The organism is Streptomyces sp. NPDC030222 (assembly GCF_055573115.1).
Genome location: NZ_JBVICA010000011.1, coordinates 131981 through 153324 on the forward strand (window position 1 = coordinate 131981; position 21344 = coordinate 153324).

Consider the following 21344-nt stretch of genomic DNA (forward strand, 5'->3'; position numbering starts at 1 on the left):
TTCACCGATCCGGAAGACGTGCCACCAGAAGCGTGCAGGACCTTATCCATGAGGTGTTGCACGTCAACCGGAAACACACCGATGCCATCAGCATCCAACCCCGTCAGCCGCAGACCCGAAGGCTCCAGACGCACATCCATGGACCGGCCAAGTAGTTGAAATGGAAATAGCAGGCCGCCCGCGCCATTGCACTAAAACTCTCAAGGGTTCAGCATGTAATGGAAATGGAGTTCTCACACCTCACGAGGCGAAGAAGACCATGGACGAGAAGGCAACCACTTCACGGCGGCCACTTCCCCGGTTCGACGAGGCGGAGGGCCTGGGTCCACAGGACGCGGAATTCGTGCGGGACCTGGTCATGGTGCTGGAAAAGCACGGCAATCTGGAACGCTTCGGCCTGTGCCTGCTGCACGACCACTTCCCGCTCGCGGCGAACGAGGTCCTGGTCGAGACGAACGACCCGGAGACCCGCACCCTCCACACTCATGTGGAGAAGGCCGGTCAGACCGAGCATGTCAAGGCTTCGCAGTGGCGATTCGTCTCGAAGTCGCACACTGCACACCGTGCCGGACTGGACGAAAGTCCCTACCAGGTGATCCAGTTGTGCGATCCGCTCGACCTGTGCCCCGGGCGGGACGAGGGCCACTGAGAGTTCCTGGAGTGCCCGCGCAGGGAGGAAGCGGGGTGCCGCCTGGACGGCCGGTATCCCGCTGGTGGTGCGAGCTCATCGGCCGGGCCCCGTGAATCGCGGGGGCTGCCGGTATACAGGGCGATACCCACACGGGACGAAGGCGACGGACGAGGCGGATGCGTCCGATCCTCGCCCCTCACAGCACGCGCCATCACACGGCGGACATGCAGGCGGGAGGAGCCGGGCCGGAGCTCCTCCACAAGACAGATCCCCGGTGCGGTCGGGAAGCCGGGTCCGGCGGATTGCGGACGCGCAGGGAGGGACGCTTGATGTCGAGTGTGTCGACCGGTGGTGGCGGCGATGGCCTCGCCCGCTGTCACCGCGCTACGGTGATGTCGCGTTCCGCGTCAAAGGCCGCACCCTTACCGACACAGCGCCAGTCCTGGAATCCGCGAGGTCGCCGCATGATGCCGATCCGGTCGAGCAGTCGTGTCTGACGGACCCTCATGCAGGATCGAGGCTAGGGTGCCCACGTGCCTATACCTCGTCAGCGCATGCATCGGACGGTCTTCCTCGCTGCGGGCGTCTACAACATCGCCTGGGGTTCCTACGCGCTTCTCGACCCGCAGTGGGTGTTCCGTTTTGCGGACATGGCATCGCAGAACCATCCGCAGATCTTCATGACACTCGGGATGGTCCTGGGTCTGTACGGCATCCTCTACCTGGACGTGGCGCTGCGGCCGGCTTCCGGCTTCCTCGTCGCAGCCGTGGGTCTCGTCGGCAAGATTCTCGGCCCGCTCGGATGGCTCGGGTTGTGGGCCACCGGCCAATGGCCGTTCGCGTCCGGCATCATCCTGGTCACCAATGATGTGATCTGGTGGATCCCCTTCGCGCTTTATCTGCGAGACGCCTGGCCCCCATGGCTCGCCGAGATGCGCGGTCTGCGTGATGGCACCGTGGGATCCGAGCCGCGGCCATGACAAATCACGTCGCCGCCGTTGCCGGCCGTACCGCTCAGGGCATGAAATAGAGGGTGAACGCACCGCCCGATTCCGAGATCCGGGCGATATGGGCGTAGCCGCGTGCAGTGGCATAGGCACCCGTGCCGCCGGTGATGGCCACGTGGAAGTCCTTGGGAGGGGCTCCCCTGGGGGTGGTCTGCAGGTGCTGCCACATCACCTGCCCTTGTGGAAGGCTGAAGGTGCCCGTACAGAGGGTGGTTGCTGCTGCCACCCGGGTACACACGGCTCCCTCCTCGCCGTAATTGACGCCCTTGCGGAAGAGTTTCGCGGTGATGACGATCTGGTCGCCGACGCCTGGTCCGGGTTCACCGTTGTCGATCACCGTGGTTCCGGTGCCCACCGTGGTCAGGCTGAGGACGCCCACGACCTTTCTGTCCTTGCCCCCGACCAGCGCGAGCGGATCGTTGATCGCAGAGGCGGAGCCTGAGACAGCCGCCAGCGAAACTGCCGTCGCCGCAACGACGCCCCACTTCGAAATGGAAAACATTCTTCCTCGCCCGGTGCAGACGGCTCCTTGCTGCGGATCAGAATTCTCATCATGCGATGGAGTGTCAATTATGAAACTCTGCTGAACTGCCTGGTTCATCCATCCGGCTGCGCATCGCCCGTTCCTCGCATGCCGATCATGGAATACGCGCCATCCGGCTTCGGCGCATTCACCTTTGCCGCGATGACGGGTGCGGATTCCTGGGCGCGTCCGGCGGGGAGCGCGACTCGCTACCCCACCGGAGTGATCCCTGCTGTCGGGGTCCCGTCCGCCCAACGCGCCACCGGAGGTCCGAGCGGCTCCGCCTGGTAAGTACTGCCCGCAGGAGTGCCGACCAGCGGACCCCTCCTGTCCGCGACAAGGAGATGATCAGCATGGCCGTGTGCGAGGTCTGCGGCAACGACTACGAGCTGACGTTCGAGGTTCATGCGGCGGGAGCCGTTCACACCTTCGACAGCATCGAATGCGCCGCCCACAGGATGGCGCCGATCTGCGAGAACTGCGGGTGCCGGATCCTCGGTCATGGCGTGCAGGCGGACGGGCAGTTCTTCTGCTGCGCCCACTGCGCCCGAGCGAAGGGTGTGACCCGGGTCGTGGATCACGCCTGAGAGCCGGGACTGCGTCCCCGCGGCCTGCCCCCGTCCCGCGCTGCCCGTTCAGGCCGCAGACGAGCCTGTCACTGCCACCTGGAGGGCCCCGGGAGTCGGTCGGCCCCACCTCGACACAGGCCGGGAGCACCGGCCCGCCACCTCCTTCGTCTCGAACGCCCCGGCGGCTCTTCGCGCAGCGCCATCGGGGCTCCGACTTTTTCTGCCGTCGGATGAACACCTCGGGGTTCCGGCACGTACATGCCTCCACCACCCCACCGTGACCGGTCCATGCCAGGGATACAGCCGGCCGGGACGAAGGAGTTCCATGGCACACGCACGAAGAAGACCGACGGCAGGCAGAAGAATCATCGTCGGCGCTGCCGCACTATCGTTGGGGGCCGGCGGGCTGATCGCGGCGAACGTGTACGCCTCGGCCGGCCAGTTCTGGGGTGGTGACGGCCGTCCCTCGGCTCAGGCCCTCGCCGCCGGGGCCACCATCGACTGCCCCGATGTCGGGACGCGGCTGACGGATGTACCGGCGCAGGCCAGGCCCGACGTCGACAAGGAACTCGCCCTGCTGGACCAGCAGGTGTCCGAGGCTTACCAGCGGCTCAAGGACTCTGCGGACGCCCGGCAGCAGGACGACTCTTTCGCGGACAACGCGATCATGAAGCCGCTCGAGGCGAAGCGGACGGCGACTCTGGACCGGATCGTGACCGCCATGGACAGGGCCGGCGACCGCCCACAGGACCTCGGGCCCCTGGCTGCGTGTACCGTGCGCGCCTCCGACAACGCTGCCGGCGGAGGAGAGCCGGACGATGGCGGCCAGGGCGACGGGGAGCAGGCCGGGAACGGGCAGGACGGCAAGGGGCAGGGCGGCAATGGCCCGGCACCCGCCGACTACCAGGAGATCACTGCCGTTCAGCCCAATGTCCGTGCACCCCGTCAGGGCGCGAACGCGTCCCGCGGTAGCTTCGCCACGAACTGCGGGGTGAACGCCGAACGCAAATTCAACTCGGACAACGTCATCGTCGCCCCCGGGGTGTCCAACGGCGCCCACCACATGCACGACTACGTCGGCAACCAGGCCAACGACGCGTTCGCCGGAGACGACGACCTCGCCAAGGGCAGGACCACCTGCGAGAACCAGGGCGACAAGTCCTCCTACTTCTGGCCCGTACTGCGACTGCAGGACGGCCGGCAGGAAGCAGATGCCGACCGGCCCGGCGGTGGCGTCGAGGGCAACGCGGGGAGGATCCTCACGCCCAAGCAGGTCACCATGCAGTTCGTCGGCAACCCGCAGGGCCCGGTCGTGGCCATGCCTCGGCTCCTGCGCATCATCACGGGCGACGCCAAGGCGTTCGTCAACGGACCGGCCAATGCCAACGCTTCGTGGAGCTGTACCGGGTTCGAGGACCGTCAGCTCAAGGACAAGTACCCGCTCTGCCCCAGGGGCAGTGATGTCGTACGGACCTTCAAGTTCCAGAGCTGCTGGGACGGCCAGAACATCGACAGTGCGAACCACCGCACCCATGTGGCCTTCGCCGACGAGAACGGCAACTGCTCCAACGGGTTCCGCGCCATTCCGCAGCTGGTCCAGCGGATCGTGTACCGGGTGGACGCCCCCAGTACGAACGACAACGGGCGCTCCAGGCCGTTCTTCGCCGTGGACTCCTTCCCGGAGCAGCTGCACAAGCCCGTCACGGACCACGGCGACTTCATCAACGTCTTCGACGGGGGCCTGATGCAGGAGATGGTGGACTGCATCAACACCGGGCGGCAGTGCCCCGCGGAAGGCGAGGAACAGCCCTCGGGTGAGCCGACCCGCCCGGCTCCGGACGACTCGCCGTCCGCGCCGGACGAGACCCCTACGGATCCCGACGAGGAGCCCTCGGCGTCCGTGACGCCGTCGGCATCCGCCCCCGGCAAGCCGACAGCTCCGCAGGACGGGTTCGCCGGTGCCCCCGGCACGCCCGGTGGGGCGGTGTCGGAGAGCCCGAAGAACTCGCAGAGCGCGCGTCCGCTGGGATCCGGGGCGAGCCCTGCGGCGACGCGCACGACCTCCCCGATCGCCGGAAAGCCGTCCGCCGGTAGCGCCGGCTCCGACTCGGACGGCGGTTCCGGCACGGGCGCATTGGCTGCCTCCGGCGCCTCGACGGGAGGAGACCGGGAGCCGACCCGCCCCATGGCGACGGCCACTGACCCGGGCGCGGAACCGAGCACCGCACAGCCTCCTGCCGCGGAAGGCTCACAGGACACGGGCGGCTCTGCCCTGAGCCCGCAGGCCGAGGCTCGCCCAGGCGGGCTGGCGAACACCGGCACCGTGCTGTGGCCGGCCGGCGCAGCGCTCGCGATGCTCGCTGCGGGCGCGGCACTCGTCCACGTGCGCGGCCGCAACCGGGCAGCGTCCCGCCGCCACTGAGTCGCCCTGCCCTGCCTACTACGCCACTCGGTCGGATCACACAGGTCCGGCCGGGTGGCTTCGGTGTTCGAGTTCAACAGCCCGACGTCGGGACCGCGTTCGGTCCGAAGCGACCCGCGCCGGCCGAGGCGGGCTCAATTGGAGTGCATTTCCAGCTGACTTGAGAGGTCGTCACTGATCGGTGGAGCCCGCGGACAACCGTCCACCACCACAAAGCCGTTCACAGAGGCCCACGTTACAGAGGGTTCTTCGCAGCGATCTCTCTGCAACAGGCTGCCGCCATGAGCCATGGAGACGAGCGCAACGCCGACCACCACAGACGAGCTTCCAGCAGCGCTATTGCCCTCCGGATCTCCTCGGTCGCCTCACCGCGAGCACGGCCTTCCTCAACTACGGAACGATCCCGCTGGGGGCCGTGCTCGCAGGCTGGCTCGGGACCGTCTTCGATCTCCGCACAGCCATGTGGATCACAACGGCGGGAGTACCGCTGGCGGCGCTCACCCTGCTCTTCTCGCCGATCCGGCGCTCTCGTGACCTGCCGATGTCCATTCGCTCCCGGAGCGGCCCGGACTCGGTTCTCCGTCCGGGCCTTCCCTCGCCGTCGCACTGACGCAGGCGGCGTCGGCGACCGACGGTCGGCCGGCACCGGCCGTCGGCCCCTGGTCCCGAAACCCGCAGGCGGGCACGGCGACTGCACGGACTTCCGTCGTGTCGTACGGCCCGCCCTTCGCCGTACGGCGACCCTACGGCGACCGTGCGCCGGACGGGGTGACGGGTGGTGCGGACACGGATGTACGACGGTCATCGGCGACCTCCGCACCAGCCCTGTTCACGGACGGATCAGGAGTCGCACGGAAGTCGTATGAGACAAGACAGCGTCGGGCCCGTATTGATCCGTGACCACACACGAGCCTCTGCGGCCTCGGGCCCCGAGGAACTGCGGAAAGCGCGCGGCTCATCGTTCCGATGATGATCCGTCCGCTACAGGACGTCCCTCGACGGTCCGAGGTCCGGGCGGTCGGAGGAGGTCGACCAAGGAGGACTGCCGGTGCACGTTGACGACAGCAAGCCTCACGGAGCTTTCGGTTCGGGAACCGACTCCGGGCACTCGATCATGGACTCGTTCCGGGAAGTGCTGGACGCACTGGACGCCGCACGGGCCGAGCTCCTGGACGGCGTTCCCTCGACGCGCGGAGCCGGCGACGCGAGGCGTGAGGCCGGGAGCCGGTCGTCCGGGGAGCGCTCCGCCGGCGTGGGGGTCCAGGAGGACGGTGCCGGTGTCGGCGGCCCGTCACGGCCCGAGCCGTCGCTTCCCGCACCGTCGCAGCAGTCCGACGTCGGCGTCGACGACTGGGATGCGTTCCGACCGCGAAAGCCGTTCGGAACGGCCAGGGTTGCACACCCCATGGCCTCGGCACCCGTTGCGGTGAAGCCCCTGTGGGCGCGTGGCACGCAGGCCGAACCCGCCGTGGAAGGGCACCTGCCCCCTGTCGACGCCTTGTACTCCGCATCTGCCGGACCGGACTGGCCTGCCGAGAACAACCCGCCCTCCTGGGAGCCCGCGTCGGGCATCACGCGCACCGATTCTGTCTCCCGGGCCGCATCCGGATCGCGTCGTTTCGAGCGGCCCGTGGCCTCGGATACGTCACCGCCATCGGCCCGTCCGAGAGGAAGGAGCAAGGGCGTCAGGAGGGCACGCCTCGTGGTGAGGCCAGGACGCCTCGTGGGGGTGTGCGGGATCGGGGCGGCCGGTGGTCTCATGGTGGTCTCGTCGATGCTCACCAACGGCGCCGGCACGCCCGACCCGGCTGTACCGCAGGACCGCCCGCTGCCCGGCGCCCGTCCGGAGGCGCCCACCCCCGAGCATCGGCGTGGGCCAGGGGTACCTTCTGGCACCGGCACCAGCGATGTCGGCGGGCCGTACGAAATCGAGATCCAGGCGGCTGCAGCCAGGTTCCAGGATCCTTCGGGAATGGCGTAGGCCACGTTGCGGCGGGGCTCGCCGCGTGCTCCTGGCGGCTGGTCATTCCAGCGACCGTGGGGTCCGTAAGCAGGATTGCACACCCGCCGCTGACCCCGAGGCGGGCATGGCCCGCCTCGGGGTCAGCGGCGGGTGTGGTGTTCGTAGACGGTGGCGGCCAGCGCCGTCATCGCCGCCCGTGCACGTTCGGGGTCCACTCCGTGGTCGATGCTCTCCAGTGCGGCCGCGGCCGAGGTGCGCACCGGGTGCGGGAGGCCGTCGGACGCGGCGATCCGGTAGGCGAACGTCCGGCGGGCGGCGCGTTCACCATCGGTCACGCCGTCGGGGGCGAACGGGAAGACGGCCGCCTGGTACGTCGCTATGCCCACGAGTACGGCGTGCGCCAGGCCCTCGGCGTAGCCGTCGGCCGCCGCGGCGTCCCGGACCTGCTTGAAGCGTGCGAGGGTGCGGCGGCGGGCGAGGAACGCTCCGACGCCGGCGCCCAGGCCGGCCGCGGCCGCAGTGAGCCCGGCCGTGGCGGGGCCGCCCAGGAGATAGCCGCAGCCCGCCCCGAGGACGACCGCCCACAGGACCAGGCCCACCATGATCAGCAGGTGAAATCGCTCAGCGAATCGGATCTCCATGCCCGGCAGTATGCACGGCACGTGTCACCCCACCGCCGGCCGCACCCGGGGCAGGGCTGCTCCTCCCTCCGGATCCGCATGTGTCCCGTGGATCGACATGTCCTGGCGCCCGTCCGGGACGCCCGCTGGGTCCGGACCACGGATCTCCGGACCGCGGAGTAGACGGACCCCGCAGCAGGTGGACCGCCCGAGTCCCCGACCCCAAGACGCGCGGCCCCGCTCACCGTTCAACTGCGGCGGCTCCGTTGCTCTTTCGGGGACAGCAGCTGTTCCCGGAGGGCCGTCAGCTGGTGTGAGTGTTCTACGGCCCGTGCCTCGTCGAGCGTGGTGAGCGCGAGCAGCAGGACGTCGGCGATGACGAGGCCGGTGAGCGCCTCGTTGGTGCTGCCGGTGGGTGTGTGAGGTGCGGTGAGCACTGCGTCGACCCGGTCCTCGAACGCCTCGCCCAGTTCGTCGGTGACGAAGACGACCTTCGCCCCGACCGACCGCGCCCGCTCCACCAGGACGGTGAGTTCCGTCAGTTGCCGTCCGGGCTGGAAGATCACCACGGCGTCGCCCTGTTCGAGGGCGAGGAGGTGGTCGGCGAGGGCGAACCCGGTGGCGCCGACGAATCGGGCCCGCCGGCCGATGCGGGCGAGTGTCAGTGCCAGGTGGCGGGCCGCGAGCTCACAGGCGGCCACTCCGTAACAGAACACCTCACGGGCTCCGGCGAGCGCGGCGACGGCTCGCTGGAGCGCTTCGGTTCCGGTGAGCCGTCTGCACTGGTCGATACGGTCCCGTGCCTCGTCGAACACGTCGTCCCAGATCTTCTCCAGGTCGTGTCCCGCGTGGGCGATGCGCTGCTGGAGCCGTACCTCGGGTGCGAGTGCCGAGGTGAAGTCGGCGGCCAGCTCCCGTTTGAGGGCGGGCAGGCCCGCGTAGCCGAGGCGTTGGAGGGCCCGTACGACCGTGGCGTTGCTGGTGCCGGTCGCCGTGCCGAGTTCCTGGGCGCTGGCGAACATCACCTGCTCGGGCGGCGCGCTCGCGAGGTACTGGGCCACGGCTCGCTCGGATGCGGACAGTTCGTCCCATGTGTCACGGACAGCGGTCCGCAGACGGGTCACGCCTCCGGGTGCGGCACTGCCGACTTCTGGAATCTTCATTACAGGTATTGACTCCCCCGTCACTGGCGTTACGATCGTGGCCATTCCGTTCCAGGAACACACACTTCTGGAACCGACATTACAGCAGCCTTGTGCCCCCGAGGAGACCAGCGATGAAACACAGCCTTCCGGTCGTCGAAATCGCGGGGACCCCGGTCGAGCGGGGCCGACAGTACGGAGAAGCCGTAAGCGAGCAGATCGGGGCGGGCCTTGCCTACTACGCGGAGGCCTTCGGCGACTCGTCCGGACTCACCTGGACCCAGGTCACCGCGAGGGCCGCCCGCTGGCTGGAACCCGTTCGCGATCACTCCCCGCACCTGCTGGACGAGATGCAGGGCATCGCCGACGGTGCCGGGGTCGAACTCCTCGACATCCTGGCCCTCAATGCCCGCGGTGAGGTCATCTACGACGACTCCTTCGCACAGATGCGGACGGAGGAGCCGGCGGAGGGCTGCACATCCTTCTCGGCGTATGGCCCCGCCAGCGGCGACGGCCATGTATACGCCGGGCAGAACTGGGACTGGAGGGCGGGAGTCGCCGACACCGTCGTCATGCTGCGCATCGTCCAGCCGCCCAGGCCCACCCTGATCATGCAGGTCGAGGCGGGCCAGATCGGGCGCCAGGGAGCGAACTCGGCGGGCATCGCCCTCAACGCCAACGGCCTCGGCGGACGCTTCGACGACACCGTCGGCCTGCCGCAGACCGTCGTCCGCCGGTGTGTCCTCGACCAGAGCTCGATCACCGACGCCCTGGGCGAACTGAGCCGCACTCGTGCACATATCGCCAGCAATGCCCTGCTGACCTGCCGCGAGGGCTTCAGTATCGACCTGGAGACCACACCCTCCGACCACGGCTGGCTGTACCCAACGGACGGCCTGCTGGTTCACGGCAACCACTATCAGGCAGGTGTCCCCGCGGCCCTGGCCGTAGGCTACCGCCCACTGGCCTTCGACTCCCTCGTGCGAGTACCCCGCGCAGAGGAGGGCCTGCGCCTGCTCAGCAGGTCAACCGGCCCCGACGAGTCCCGCAAGCTCATCAGGCAGGCCATGTCGGACCACCTCGGCCACCCCGAGTCCTTGTGCACCCACGTCGACCGGCGCAAACCGCTGGTCAAGCAATGGCAGACCCTCGTGTCCTCCTGTGTGGACCTCACGGCCGGCGACTACCACGTCACGGCCGGCACCCCGTGCGACCACGAGTACCAGCACCTCCCCTGGAACCTCTACGACGGCCCTCACGCACCGAACTGACACCCCCTCCCGGCCTCTTCCCCACCGCTCAGGAGCATTGCCATGAAGCTCAAGACCTCCGTCGCGGCCGCTTCGCTCGCCGGAACGATGGCCCTCACCGCCGGCTGCAGCGGCGCCGGCACGGGCGAAGGCACCATCGCCAACACCGCGAGCCTCACCCTCAGACCCACCACCCCCATGGCCACCGGACGCGTCGACGGCGTGAAGTGGATGCTGGAGGGCGAACCGGACTCCCTCGACCTGGACACCCAGGGCAGCACCGCGGGCCGGACCGTCCTCACCAACGTGTGCGAGCGCCTGTACCAGCTCCAGCCCGACATGACGGTGCGCCCCCACCTCGTCCGCGACGACGCCACACCCGACCCCAAGACGCTCGTGCTGACCCTCCGCGACGACGTCAGGTTCCACGACGGCTCCGCGATGACCGCCGACGACGTCCTCTTCAGCCTGCAACGGCACGCCAAGCCGGAGATGGAGCAGTCCGACGAGTTCGAGAACGTCGACCGGATGACGAAGACCGGCGACCGCGAGGTCACGATCACGTTCAAGCAGCCCGACGCGCTGTTCATCAAGGCGCTCGCCGGCGACGCGGGGCTCGTCTACAACCGCAAGCTGGTCGAGAAGGCGGGGAAGGACTTCGGCACTCCCGGACAGGGGGACGCCTGCTCCGGCCCGTACGAGCTCGCGCAGTGGAGGTCCGGCGACTCGATCACCATCACCCGCCACGACTCCTACTGGGGACGCAAGCCGCTCACCAAGAACGTCGTCTTCCAATGGGCGGACGCCAGCGCCATGGTCAACTCGCTGAAGACCGCTGCCGCGGACGGCACCTACGCGGACTCCCTCGGAACGGCGGCCGCCCTGCGCGGTGCCACCGGACTCGACCAGCACTACGGCCCCAGCAGTGCCGCCCTCTCCCTGATACCCACGGAGCGAGGTGGTCTCGCCGACCCCGAGGTCCGCCGGGCGCTCTCCCTCGCGCTGGACCGCGCGGGCATCGCCAAGTCCGGATACGGCGGTCTCGTGGAACCCTGGGCCACTCCCGTCGGCTCCGGCGCCTGGGGCTATGAGCAGGACGCCTTCGCCGACGCCCAGAAGAAGATCACCAATGCCCCGGCCTCACCGGCGGCGGCCGACATCGCCAAGGCGAAGGACCTGGTCAAGACGGCGAAGAAGGCGCCGACCGGACCCATCGTGATCGGTACGGACAACAATCCCGGCCGCACGGTGATCGCCAACGCCGTCCGCTCCGCCCTCCGGCAGATCGGGCTCACCGGCCAGATCAAGACGGTCCCGTCCGCCGAGTACGGCGAGTTCTACGGCGACAAGGGGGCACGCGCCGGCATCGACGTCCTGGTCGCCGACTGGTACATCTCCAAGAGCGATCCGATCGGCTTCTACGACAACGCCCTGTCCACCAGTTCCAACAACTGGGTCGGGTTCCGCAGCAAGGACTACGACGCCAAGGTCAAGGAGGCGCTGGGCACGCTCGACGACAAGAAGCGAGCCGGCCTCGCGATCGACATCCAGCGGCAGTTCACCGACGCGGCCGTGTGGATCCCCATCGCCCAGATGCCCACCGCGCTGGTGCTGAACGACAAGCTGACCGGCCCGCCCGCCTCGATGTCGTACCTCTACTACCCCTGGGCCGCGGACCTCGGCGCCAAGAAGGGTTGAGCAGGAATGATCGGCGCCATCGGCCGAAGAGTCGGAGGACTGCTGGCCACACTGCTGGCCGCATCCTTCGTGATCTTCGCCGCCGTGTACGCAGCTCCCGGTGACCCCGCCGTGTTCCTGGCGGGGGGCCGTGACAAGCTCACCCCTGAGCGGCTGGCAAGCGTACGGGAGCAGTACCACCTCGACGAGCCCCTGGTCCTCCAGTACGGCCGCTGGCTCTGGGACTGTCTCCGCCTCGACCTCGGCCGCTCCTTCCAGTACAACGACCAGGTCTCCGACCTGCTGGCCGCGCGGTTCCCCACCACCGTCGCCCTCGTCGCCTACGCCACGGCACTGTTCGTGGTGCTGGGCGTGGGTGCCGGTGTGGCCGCCGCGGTCCGCCGCGGTACCTGGGCCGACTCCGCCGTCGTCGGCGGAACCACCCTGGCCGCGTCCGTCCCGTCCTTCGTCGGAGGAATCGCCCTCGTCGCGGTCTTCGGCGTCCAGCTCGGCTGGTTCCCCGTCTCCGGCAGCGGCGAGGGACTCGCCGGAACACTGCACCACCTCACACTGCCCGCGGTCGCCATGGCACTCGGCGCCCTCGCCGTCATCAGCCGGGTCACCCGCCAGGCCATGCTCGACGCCGGTGCCTCGGACCACGTGGCGGTGGCACGGGCGTCCGGCCTGTCCGAGCGGGAGATCGTCCGCCGGCACGTCCTGCGCAATGCCCTCGGCCCGATCATCACCATGTGCGGCCTGGTCATGGCGGGCATGCTCGCCGGCACCGTCGCCGTCGAGACGGTGTTCGGGCTGAGCGGCATCGGGTCCCTGCTCGTCGGCGCGATCAACAGCCACGACTTTCCGGTGGCCCAGGCCGTCCTGCTGCTGATGGTCACCGGATACGTCGTGGTCACCACCGTCGTGGACCTGGTGCACCCCCTGCTCGACCCCCGCCTGCAGACCGTCAGGAGCCCCGTATGACCGCCGTACCAGCCGGCACCCTGCTTCCGGCGAAGAGGCGCAGCGGGCGCCCCGTCGCCGTCGTGCCAGCTGCGGGATTCCTCGTACTGGTGCTGCTCGCGGCCCTGTTCGCCCCGCTCGTCGCCCCGTACGCCCCGGACGCCATCGACCTGTCGAACTCGCTCGCCGGCACCAGCGGCGACCATCCGCTCGGAACCGACGCCTCCGGACAGGACCTGCTGTCGCGGGTGGTGCACGGGGCGCGGACCAGCCTGGTCGCACCGATCCTGCTGCTGGCCCTGGCAGCCGTCATCGGAGTCACCCTGGGCACGCTCGCCGCCTGGTGCGGCGGCTGGACCGACACCCTGGTGTCCCGGGCCACCGATGTGATGTACGCCTTCCCCGGACTGCTCTTCGTCGTCCTGATCATCGCGGTGTTCGGCGCCGGGATGACCACATCCGTGATCGCCCTGGGAATGGCCTTCGCGCCGACGATCGCCAAGTACACCCGCAGCATCGCCCTGTCCGAACGGGCCAAGCCCTACATCGACGCCTACCGGGTCCAGGGCATGGGAGGCGCCCGTATCTGCGTGAGGCACCTCGTCCCCAACCTCGCGCGCTCCATCGCCGGCTACCTCGTGGTCCTGTTCGGCGAGGCTCTGATGAGCCTGGCGACTCTCAGCTATCTCGGCTTCGGGGCGCAGCCGCCCAGCTCCGACTGGGGGCTGATGGTGCAGGAGGGCCAAGCGGCCCTCGTCCAGGGTGCGCTGCTCCCCGCGCTCGTGCCCGGCACCGCCATAGCCGCCGTGGTGGTCGCGTTCAACGTCATCGGTGTCCGGGCCGCCGACCGGCTCGGAGCCAGGAGGTAGTCCCGCCATGCTGCTCGACATCGACAACCTGACCCTGCGTATACCGGGGGCGGCCAGGCCCGTGCTCGCCGAGGTCACCCTCCAGGTCGCGGCCGGCGAGGTCGTCGGACTCGTCGGTGAATCCGGCTCCGGGAAGTCGACCACCGCCAAGGCGGTCCTGAGGATCCTCCCCGACGGTGCGCAGACCGAAGGGAGGGTACTCGTCGACGGTGACGACGTCCTCCCGATGAGCGGCGCGCGGCTGCGCAGGCATCGCGCCCACACGGTCGGCATGGTCCACCAGGACCCGCGCTCCGCACTGAACCCCGTACGGCGGGTCGGCGACTTCCTCGTCGAGAGACTCGCCGCAACCGGCGAGCGGGACCGGCGCGCCGCGTGGCGCAAGGCCGTCGGACTCCTCGACTCCGTCGGTCTGCACGATCCCGGCCGCCGTAGCCGGCAGTACCCGCACGAGATGTCGGGCGGGATGCTCCAGCGCGTGGTCATCGCCGGGGCGCTCGCGGCGCGCCCTCGCCTGCTGCTCGCCGACGAGGCGACCAGCGCCCTGGACGTCACCACCCAGGCGGAGATCCTCGGCCTGCTGCGCGACCTGCGCGAGGAACGCCGGCTCGGCATGCTGGTCATCACCCATGACCTGCACCTCGCCGCCGCCTACTGCGACCGGGTGTACGTGATGTACGCGGGCCGCGTGGTCGAGCACCAGGAGGCACACCGCCTCTTCGGCCACGCCCGGCACCCCTACACCCGCGGGCTGCTGGACTGTTCACCCGAGCTCGGCAGTACGAGCCGCGCCCTGAGGCCGATCCCGGGCCGGCCGCCGTCCCTGGCGGACCGCTTCAGCGGGTGTCCCTTCTCCTCCCGTTGTCCGCACGCCGAACCGGCCTGCGATACCTGGCACCCCGAGCCGCGGCAGCTGACCGGTGAAGGTACGGCCGCCTGTCTGCGCCTCCACGACCCGGCGTTCGTCCCCGTCGGTGCGGTGTCCGACGGTTCCGTATCCGGCCGTTCCGCCCTGTCCGGCCCTTCGCCCGCGCCGCCGGCCGCCCGCACCCAGAGGAGCACCCCGTGACCGGCCTCCATCCCGTCCCCTCCGGGGACGCCTCGCCCCTGCTGGTGGTCGACCGTCTGCGCAAGACCTACCGGCTGTCCGGCGGTGGCAGCCTCACGGCGGCCGACCAGGTGTCCTTCGCGGTGCGCCGCGGCGGCTCGGTCGGCATCGTCGGGGAGTCGGGGTCGGGCAAGAGCACAGTGGCCCGCATGCTCGCCGGGCTGGTCCGGCCGGACTCCGGGCGGGTGATCGTGGACGGCAGGGACCGGACCTCGGGGCGGGGCTCGCGGTCCCGGCGTGCCCGGCTGGCCTCCGCCCGCGAGATCCAGATGGTCTTCCAGGACCCCTACGTGTCCCTCGACCCGCGGCTCACGGCCCGCCAGTGCCTGACGACAGCGCTGCGTCTGCACGGGCTCGGTCAGGTCGACGACCGTGTACGGTCCCTGCTGGACCAGGTCGGGCTCGGCACCCGCGAGGCCGGCGCCCGGCCGCACGAGCTGTCGGGCGGCCAGCGCCAGCGGCTCGCCATTGCGCGGGCGCTGGCCGTCGATCCGCGCATACTCGTGCTGGACGAGGCGGTTGCGGCACTGGACGTGTCGATCCAGGCGCAGATCCTCCAGCTGCTCGAAGAGATCCGCCGTGACATCGCGGTCGCGCTGGTCTTCGTCAGCCACGACCTGGCCGTCGTCCAGCACATCACGGACGAGACCGTGGTGATGCGACGGGGTGCGGTGGTCGAACACGGGCCGACCGCCCAGGTGCTGGGTTCCCCGCAGGATCCGTACACCCGGCTGCTGCTGGCGTCCGTGCCATGCCCGGGCTGGGACCCGGCCGAGGTGGTACGCGCCCGGGCCCGGACGGTACCGGACGCGGGGTGAACGGCCGGGTGGGAGGCGTCGGCCGGGAGCGTCGCGGGCCGGGGTGACGCGCGCTTCCGGGGAGTCCTGGGACAGGGCGGGTACGGCAGCGGCCGCCGTCTCCCCAGGGCTCCTCTCCTCCCCCGTCGTCTGGTCCGGCCGGACACAACTGCCAGAGCAGGGATCGTCTCCGTTGCCCGTGCCGCCCCGTTGGGGCGGCACGGGCATTCGGCCGTGACAGGGAGCGTGTGTGGGGCTGTGTCCGTGTCCAGACGACGGCATGACGACGGCATCGTGAGCAGCCCGGGCATCTCCTGGTCCTACGTCGGCTTCGCGGCATTCCGGCGCCGCCTGGCTGAGGCCGAGGCAATCACACTGTCCGAGATACAAGGGTTCGACGGTCCGCTTCTCCTCGGAACCGCATCGACGCAACGGTCGAGCCGCGCCGCGCCACCACCAGGTGCGGCGACTGCATGCGGGTTCGGCGTGATTTTCCGGCCCCCCACAGCGGCCTTGCGGGCAACGTACCCGGACACCAATCCCCGGATGGCAGAAAATACATGGCCATCACATCCCATGAAAAGGGAATCCGTCGCGGCCAGTCAAGAGGAAGGAGCCGCGGTCTCTAAGGTTTCGGTCCACCCCTCGCGGCCTCTCGGTGGCTTGAGAAAAACTTTCGGGAGCACCCGAAGATCACCTTGAACGTCTATCGGCATACGCCCTGACCTGCTGTTTCTTATCTCGGATCGCGCGGATCCACGCGTTCCCGCCACGCATTCGACGCCTCTTTCTGCGGGGTTTCGAAAGAAGTCCGCCGGGCGTTGAGTGCCCGGCGAGGGCGGCGCGTACATCAGGTCGTCCAACGCATCTCCGGGCCGGGCTCGCGAGCGTCGAGGGTTTCGGGAAAAACGACGTTCTCCGATTCTCGCGGCAGGTTCGGAGGATGTTGACATCCACTGCCGAACACGGAGAAGGTGGCGGGCCGGAAAGCGCGCAATTCCCCCTGGAATGCATGGCATTCATGCTTTCAGGTACAGAAATCACCACCCTTCATCAGGAACGATCGAGACAAGGATCAGAATGTCCAGAAAACGAACCGCAACGCGGAAGAAGAAGCTCGTGTGGCTGGTTGCCGGCGCCGGCATGGTCACCGGCGCCTTCGCGGCGGCGACCGGAGCGGGCTTCGCGTCTCAGGACGGGACAGTGGCCGCAGCCCCCAGGGCAACCGTCGAGCGCACCTTCCGCGCCTCCGTGGTGTCCGGCGTGCAGATCTATGCCTGCACCCAGCAGGCCGACGGCACTTTCGCCTTCACCCAGCGTGGTGTCCGTGCCACCCTGCAGGGCGGCATCAAGCACTCGTTCGTCAATCCGAACTCCGGGCCGCCGCAGTGGATCGCCCGCGACGGAAGCTCCGTGACCGGCACGGTGACGAGCAAGACCCCGAAGGGCCCGGGCGACATCCCCGAGCTGGAACTGAAGGCCACCCAGACGGGCCGGTCCACCGGCAAACTGGCCGAGGTGGTGAAGATCCGCCGCCTGAACACCAGCGGCGGAGTGGCCCCCGCCGGAACGTGCGATCCTGCGGCGACCCCGACCGCGGAGGTCCCGTACGGGGCCGTCTACGAGTTCGTCAGCCTGTGCCGCACCACGCCCGCGCCGTCACCGAGGGCTCGCGTCTGAACCCGAGCCCTCCCGCACTCCTGTGCTCCTTGCGGCCCACCGGCCGGCGAGGGGCGACGCGACGCGTGGGTGCCCGGCCGGCACGACCGGCCGGGCACCCAGGCCGCTGTATTCAGGGCTGTCGTCGCCTCACCTCAGGTCCGCAGGTGTGTGAGCACCGAGCGCAGGGCGCAGGTGACGGCGTCGCGGGATTCCTCAGTGAGGTCGGGGGTTTCGAAACCATGGCGGCCCTGCGGGACGTCGACCACCTCCACCGCTGCCGTGCAGTCCTCGGCGGCGGCGAGGACTGCACGGCAGCGGTGGCTGAGAGTTCGGGGGGTCTCCAGCCCTGCTCGGGTCAGCACGATCGGCAGTCGGCCCGCGCCGCTCACCGCGGACACCGGCCGGAAGCGGGGGTCCACGACCTCCCAGCCGGGCGGTGGCGCCGGCACCGGACAGTTGACCGCGAGGCGGCGCAGCCACGACGGCGGAGCGGCCAGCCACTCGGCGGCCTCTCCCAGCACCTCACGGGCCGGACGCTCGTCGGCCGGTCATGCGTCGTCACCTGAGCGGCCGGACCGTTCCCGGCCGCAGCGGGTGTCCCGGACGGGCCGCTCACCGACGGCCAGGAAGCGGGAGACCGTGCGGTCACCGCAAGTGTTCCCGTTGGCGAGATAGGCGCCGTGGCCGGTGGATTCGACCGTCACCATGACCGCGCGCCGTCCGAGGGCGGCGCGGAGCCTCATGGCGCCGCTCAGCGGGGTGGCGACGTCGCGCGCGTTCTGCACGAGCAGGATGTTGGAGGGGCCGTGGCCGGTGATGCGTACCGGAGCGTGCGCCGGAGGGTACGGCCAGGCGGCGCAGACCATCGCGTTGCGGGGCATCCCCGCGGTCAGCGGGTACTTCCTCCGGCTCTCGGCGACGTCCTTGCGGTAGCGGGCGACGGAGGTGGGCCAGGCCACGTCGTTGCAGAGGGTCGCCGCGGCGACCGCAGTGACGTTCTGCTGCACTGCTTCCGGTGGCGACGGAGGTGCGGGCGGCACCGTGCCGCGCAGCGCGGCCAGCATCAGCTTCGCCAGGACCGGGAAACGGCTTCTGGGCTCGTAGAAGCTGTCCAGCATGGTCTGGCGCAGCACGTTGCCGTTGAGCTCCTCCGGGTTCGCGCCCGGCCAGGGGATCGGTTCCCGGTCCAGCCGCGCCGCGAGCCGCAGGAACATCGGCCGCACCTCGGACGCTGTGTCGGCCAGCCGATCCGGGTTGCCGGGATCCGACGCCCACTCGGCGAACTCCGGGAAGGTGTCCTCGACGCCGGTCTCGTAACCGGCGAGCCACGCACGCGAGACCCGTACGGGGTCGGGATCGTCGTTGCTGTCCAGCACGATGCGGTCGGTGCGGTGGGGGAACAGCCGGCTGTAGACGGCGCCCGCATAGGTCCCGTACGACACTCCCCAGGCGGAGAGCCGCTCCTCGCCGAGTGCGGCACGGATGCGGTCGATGTCGCGGGCTTCGTTCACCGTGCTGATGTGCCGTATCAGCTCGCCGCCGTGGTGTGCGCACGCATCCGCCGTCCTGCGGGCCGTGGTCATGTTCTCCGCGATGCTCCCGTCCGCAGCCGGCCAGGGCCGCAGCTTCGAGAGGGCGAGGTCGCCGTGGTCGAGTGAACAGTCGACGGCGGTGGACGGGGCCAGCCCGCGCGGCGCGAATCCGATCAGGTCGTAGGCGTCCCGGATCTCCTGCGGAAGCTTCTGTCCCTTGCCCGAAGGGGCGGCGAGGCTGGAACCGCCGGGCCCGCCGGGGATCAGCAGCAGAGCGCCGCGCCGGGCGGCCGGCTTCTCGGCACGAATGCGGGATACGGCAACGACGATCTCGGCGCCGTGGGGGTCGGCGTAGTCCATCGGTACCTCGACGGACGCGCACTCCTGCCGTGGATCGAGCTCACGGTCCGGGCACTTGGTCCACTTCAGGCGCTGGGCGGGCGCGGCCACCGAGGCGGGAACCTCCGCCGATGCGGCGGCGGGCGTGGTCAGCGGGGCGGCGAGAGCAAGGAGGGCTGCCGAGACGGAAATCCAAGCGGTTCTTCTCCTGGTGGTCTGCTTCATGCACAGAAGCCTCGTGGATCAGCCAGGCTCCCTCCCATCCGGTCAACCACCGTTTCCCCATGGGGGGTTACCCCCACTGCGCCGTGGAGCGCCGCGCCGGCAGCCGCGGGGGCGGCCGCCCTCAGCGAGGGGCCGGCCGACCAGGGGAACCGCCTACGCGTCCTCTTGCGGGGTGCAGACGACCTCGTCACGCGGCGTGTAGTGGGTCTTGAAGTTCTCCCGCTTGACCTCGTGACCCTGCTGGACGAAGACACGGCCGACCGCCACGTCGAACCCCTCGAGGGGGGTCTGGACCTCGCACTCGGGGCCACTGCCGGTGCGTACGGCGGGCTCCACGATGTTGGTGCGCGGTCCCTTGGTCGCCCGTATCTCGTCGTACTTCTTCGTACCGAGGAAGGTGATCGTCACCGAGGAGTCGGTGGATTCGGCCTTGATGTAGAGGGCGTGGTCCGAGTCGTTGAGCCAGCGCATGTCGAGGCTGTTCCAGACGACCGTGGCCTCCCGGCCTTCGGGATAGCGCTCGATGTAGAAGGAGTGCGCGCCGTACTCCACGGGCTTGACGCCGGCGAAGAACGCGGCGTTGAACATGGTCGTGGCCACGGCGGACACACCGCCGCCTGCGGATTTCGTGTACTGCCCGTCGTTGATCATGATGCCGTCGACGAAGCCGTTCGCCTTCGTGCGCTCTCCGACCGTCTTGTTGAAGCTCCACTCGTGGCCGGGCAGCACCACCGAGCCGTCGATGAGCTGCGCGGCACGCGCGATGTTGGTGATGCGATAGGGGGCGGGCGGGAAGTTGACCGTGAAGGAGGAGACCTTCTCCTTGATGCCGAGCTTCCGGGCCGATGCGCTCGTGAGCTGCGGCTCGGTCGCCTGGGCGGAGACCTCGCCGGTGCGGGCGGCGCCGGAGCGGGTGAGCAGCGGCAGGACGGCGTCACGGAACGCCTTCTCAGTGATCTTGTGCCCGGTGCGGCTCTCCTTCGTCACCACCGCCCGGCCGTTGCGGTCGAGGCCGAGCACGGCGTTCCGGGGGCCGGGGGTGGCCAGTTCGACCTGGCGGGCGACCACGGGGTCGGCGAGCAGGCCCTTGGAGTCGAGGGCGGGCACCAGCCGGCCATGACGGCCGGACTGCATCGTCAGATGCCTGCCGAGCGTGTCCGGAGTGATCAGGATGCGCTTGCCGGCGACGGTGAGCGTGACGGGACCGGACATCGCCGGCCGGGCGAACCCCTTCATGGCCTGCTCGATCTCACCGGAACCCGTCCGGGGCTCCGCCTTCGCGACGGGCATCTCGACGGGGCCGGCTTCGTCCGGGCGCTGGTAGGCGTCGCGGACGGCCTTGCGGGCCTGGTCCGCGATCAGTGTGACGCCGGTGACCGGCGCGACGGTCCTGGCCCTGCCGTCGTCGAACGATATGGATCCGTCACGGGCGTGGCGCAGGGCAGCGGCGCCGAGGCGGTCGATCGCGGCACGGTTCGCGCGTTCGTCCACGCGTATCACCGGCTCCAGGTCCTTGCCCTCGGCGAAGAGCCTGCCGATCACGGTGACCGGACCGGATCCCGTGCCGGCGGCGCGGGCAGCGGTCGCGGCCGTGTCGAGGGACAGTCCGAGCGTGCCGGGATCCGCCTTCTCGACGCGATCGCCGATCTTCATCGCGATCGGCTTGGAGAACGTCGCACCGAGCTTCCGGTCCAGCACGCGCTGTGCCTCGGCGCGGCTCATCCCTCCGATGTCGACTCCGTGCACCCGGGTGCCCTCGGGTACCTCCCCCGCCGCTGCTCCGGCGGCGTAGAGGCCGCCGAGCCCGAGCAGGGCGGTCCCGCCCACCACGGGGAGAGCTGTACGCCAGGTGATCCTTATGCGGGCTGTGCGTCGCATGTGCCTTCCAGAGTCGTCGGCCGGATTCAGCCCACCATGATTCACCAAAACGGACTAAATCGGATGAAAACGTAACGGTTCTCACACCGCTCACCGTGGTCTCCGCAAGGAGCCGGAGCGGCGGTGCGGCGCTGGTGGCCCGCGGGCGCCGTACGGCGTGTGGGGCGGCC

17 protein-coding genes and 1 pseudogene are annotated in these 21344 nt (G+C 69.7%); 12 read left to right on the forward strand and 6 right to left on the reverse strand.

The features are described from left to right. Positions 1-259: 259 nt before the first annotated feature. Together ACZ4Z5_RS18060 and ACZ4Z5_RS18065 are read left to right on the forward strand one after the other, a co-directional pair. Complete coding sequence (locus tag ACZ4Z5_RS18060) at positions 260-649, forward strand: hypothetical protein (RefSeq protein WP_468263535.1); 390 nt, start codon at positions 260-262, stop codon at positions 647-649. Positions 650-1164: 515 nt separating this feature from the next. Next, positions 1165-1611, forward strand: coding sequence for a hypothetical protein (locus ACZ4Z5_RS18065; protein WP_468263538.1), 447 nt, complete (start codon positions 1165-1167; stop codon positions 1609-1611). 34 nt (positions 1612-1645) lie between these two features. Here ACZ4Z5_RS18065 and ACZ4Z5_RS18070 read toward each other — a convergent pair whose 3' ends face one another. Further along, entirely contained in the window at positions 1646-2140 is a 495-nt protein-coding gene (locus tag ACZ4Z5_RS18070) for a hypothetical protein (protein ID WP_468263540.1), read from the reverse strand. 374 nt (positions 2141-2514) lie between these two features. Here ACZ4Z5_RS18070 and ACZ4Z5_RS18075 point away from each other — a divergent pair, with 374 nt between their 5' ends. The 3 genes and pseudogenes from ACZ4Z5_RS18075 to ACZ4Z5_RS18085 form a co-directional block, all read left to right on the forward strand. After that, positions 2515-2748 carry a hypothetical protein gene (locus ACZ4Z5_RS18075; RefSeq protein WP_468263810.1) on the forward strand — a complete coding sequence of 78 codons (234 nt, stop codon included), beginning with the start codon at positions 2515-2517 and terminating at the stop codon, positions 2746-2748. 307 nt (positions 2749-3055) lie between these two features. Further along, positions 3056-5152: a DUF1996 domain-containing protein gene (locus ACZ4Z5_RS18080; protein WP_468263543.1), complete on the forward strand. Its 2097-nt coding sequence runs from the start codon at positions 3056-3058 to the stop codon at positions 5150-5152. Between the two features lie 316 nt (positions 5153-5468). After that, a pseudogene (locus tag ACZ4Z5_RS18085) lies at positions 5469-5762 on the forward strand (MFS transporter); the annotation flags it as partial. Between the two features lie 1493 nt (positions 5763-7255). Here the strand turns inward: ACZ4Z5_RS18085 and ACZ4Z5_RS18090 are convergent. Further along, entirely contained in the window at positions 7256-7756 is a 501-nt protein-coding gene (locus tag ACZ4Z5_RS18090; RefSeq protein ID WP_468263546.1) for a hypothetical protein, read from the reverse strand. A gap of 227 nt (positions 7757-7983) precedes the next feature. Further along, complete coding sequence (locus tag ACZ4Z5_RS18095; RefSeq protein ID WP_468263548.1) at positions 7984-8898, reverse strand: MurR/RpiR family transcriptional regulator; 915 nt, start codon at positions 8896-8898, stop codon at positions 7984-7986. Between the two features lie 113 nt (positions 8899-9011). Between ACZ4Z5_RS18095 and ACZ4Z5_RS18100 the strand changes: the two genes are divergently transcribed. The 7 genes from ACZ4Z5_RS18100 (at position 9012) to ACZ4Z5_RS18130 (ending at position 17218) form a co-directional block, all read left to right on the forward strand. Beyond that, a complete protein-coding gene (locus ACZ4Z5_RS18100; protein WP_468263551.1) occupies positions 9012-10148 on the forward strand; it encodes a C45 family autoproteolytic acyltransferase/hydolase in 1137 nt (378 codons plus the stop codon). A 42-nt stretch (positions 10149-10190) separates the two neighbouring features. Then, complete coding sequence (locus tag ACZ4Z5_RS18105) at positions 10191-11825, forward strand: ABC transporter substrate-binding protein (protein ID WP_468263554.1); 1635 nt, start codon at positions 10191-10193, stop codon at positions 11823-11825. Positions 11826-11831: 6 nt separating this feature from the next. Next, on the forward strand, positions 11832-12785 hold the full coding sequence (locus ACZ4Z5_RS18110) for an ABC transporter permease (protein ID WP_468263557.1): 954 nt from the start codon (positions 11832-11834) through the stop codon (positions 12783-12785). Then, entirely contained in the window at positions 12782-13633 is an 852-nt protein-coding gene (locus ACZ4Z5_RS18115) for an ABC transporter permease (protein WP_468263559.1), read from the forward strand. The genes ACZ4Z5_RS18110 and ACZ4Z5_RS18115 overlap by 4 nt, the downstream gene beginning before the upstream one ends. Before the next feature lie 7 nt (positions 13634-13640). Then, positions 13641-14702: an ABC transporter ATP-binding protein gene (locus ACZ4Z5_RS18120; RefSeq protein WP_468263561.1), complete on the forward strand. Its 1062-nt coding sequence runs from the start codon at positions 13641-13643 to the stop codon at positions 14700-14702. Further along, positions 14699-15559 (forward strand): ABC transporter ATP-binding protein, encoded by an 861-nt coding sequence (locus ACZ4Z5_RS18125; protein WP_468263564.1) that lies wholly within the window; start codon positions 14699-14701, stop codon positions 15557-15559. Before ACZ4Z5_RS18120 ends, ACZ4Z5_RS18125 begins: the two co-directional genes overlap by 4 nt. A 1059-nt stretch (positions 15560-16618) precedes the next feature. After that, positions 16619-17218 carry a DUF3455 domain-containing protein gene (locus ACZ4Z5_RS18130; protein WP_468263567.1) on the forward strand — a complete coding sequence of 200 codons (600 nt, stop codon included), beginning with the start codon at positions 16619-16621 and terminating at the stop codon, positions 17216-17218. Positions 17219-17352: 134 nt separating this feature from the next. Here the strand turns inward: ACZ4Z5_RS18130 and ACZ4Z5_RS18135 are convergent, their stop codons facing one another. The 3 genes from ACZ4Z5_RS18135 to ACZ4Z5_RS18145 form a co-directional block, all read right to left on the reverse strand. After that, a complete protein-coding gene (locus ACZ4Z5_RS18135) occupies positions 17353-17721 on the reverse strand; it encodes a hypothetical protein (protein WP_468263569.1) in 369 nt (122 codons plus the stop codon). A 27-nt stretch (positions 17722-17748) separates the two neighbouring features. Beyond that, on the reverse strand, positions 17749-19296 hold the full coding sequence (locus tag ACZ4Z5_RS18140) for an alpha/beta hydrolase (RefSeq protein ID WP_468263572.1): 1548 nt from the start codon (positions 19294-19296) through the stop codon (positions 17749-17751). Positions 19297-19449: 153 nt separating this feature from the next. Then, positions 19450-21174 (reverse strand): VanW family protein, encoded by a 1725-nt coding sequence (locus ACZ4Z5_RS18145; RefSeq protein ID WP_468263574.1) that lies wholly within the window; start codon positions 21172-21174, stop codon positions 19450-19452. Positions 21175-21344: the final 170 nt, after the last annotated feature.

What these genes read in the sequence shown, in the direction of transcription:
- ACZ4Z5_RS18115 (WP_468263559.1), top strand. Translation starts at nt 12,782, where the DNA reads ATGACCGCCGTACCAGCCGGCACCCTGCTTCCGGCGAAGAGGCGCAGC.
- ACZ4Z5_RS18090 (WP_468263546.1), bottom strand. Translation starts at nt 7,756, where the DNA reads ATGGAGATCCGATTCGCTGAGCGATTTCACCTGCTGATCATGGTGGGC.
- ACZ4Z5_RS18140 (WP_468263572.1), bottom strand. Translation starts at nt 19,296, where the DNA reads ATGAAGCAGACCACCAGGAGAAGAACCGCTTGGATTTCCGTCTCGGCA.
- ACZ4Z5_RS18130 (WP_468263567.1), top strand. Translation starts at nt 16,619, where the DNA reads ATGTCCAGAAAACGAACCGCAACGCGGAAGAAGAAGCTCGTGTGGCTG.
- ACZ4Z5_RS18120 (WP_468263561.1), top strand. Translation starts at nt 13,641, where the DNA reads ATGCTGCTCGACATCGACAACCTGACCCTGCGTATACCGGGGGCGGCC.
- ACZ4Z5_RS18070 (WP_468263540.1), bottom strand. Translation starts at nt 2,140, where the DNA reads ATGTTTTCCATTTCGAAGTGGGGCGTCGTTGCGGCGACGGCAGTTTCG.
- ACZ4Z5_RS18080 (WP_468263543.1), top strand. Translation starts at nt 3,056, where the DNA reads ATGGCACACGCACGAAGAAGACCGACGGCAGGCAGAAGAATCATCGTC.
- ACZ4Z5_RS18075 (WP_468263810.1), top strand. Translation starts at nt 2,515, where the DNA reads ATGGCCGTGTGCGAGGTCTGCGGCAACGACTACGAGCTGACGTTCGAG.
- ACZ4Z5_RS18110 (WP_468263557.1), top strand. Translation starts at nt 11,832, where the DNA reads ATGATCGGCGCCATCGGCCGAAGAGTCGGAGGACTGCTGGCCACACTG.
- ACZ4Z5_RS18095 (WP_468263548.1), bottom strand. Translation starts at nt 8,898, where the DNA reads ATGAAGATTCCAGAAGTCGGCAGTGCCGCACCCGGAGGCGTGACCCGT.
- ACZ4Z5_RS18100 (WP_468263551.1), top strand. Translation starts at nt 9,012, where the DNA reads ATGAAACACAGCCTTCCGGTCGTCGAAATCGCGGGGACCCCGGTCGAG.
- ACZ4Z5_RS18145 (WP_468263574.1), bottom strand. Translation starts at nt 21,174, where the DNA reads ATGCGACGCACAGCCCGCATAAGGATCACCTGGCGTACAGCTCTCCCC.
- ACZ4Z5_RS18105 (WP_468263554.1), top strand. Translation starts at nt 10,191, where the DNA reads ATGAAGCTCAAGACCTCCGTCGCGGCCGCTTCGCTCGCCGGAACGATG.
- ACZ4Z5_RS18060 (WP_468263535.1), top strand. Translation starts at nt 260, where the DNA reads ATGGACGAGAAGGCAACCACTTCACGGCGGCCACTTCCCCGGTTCGAC.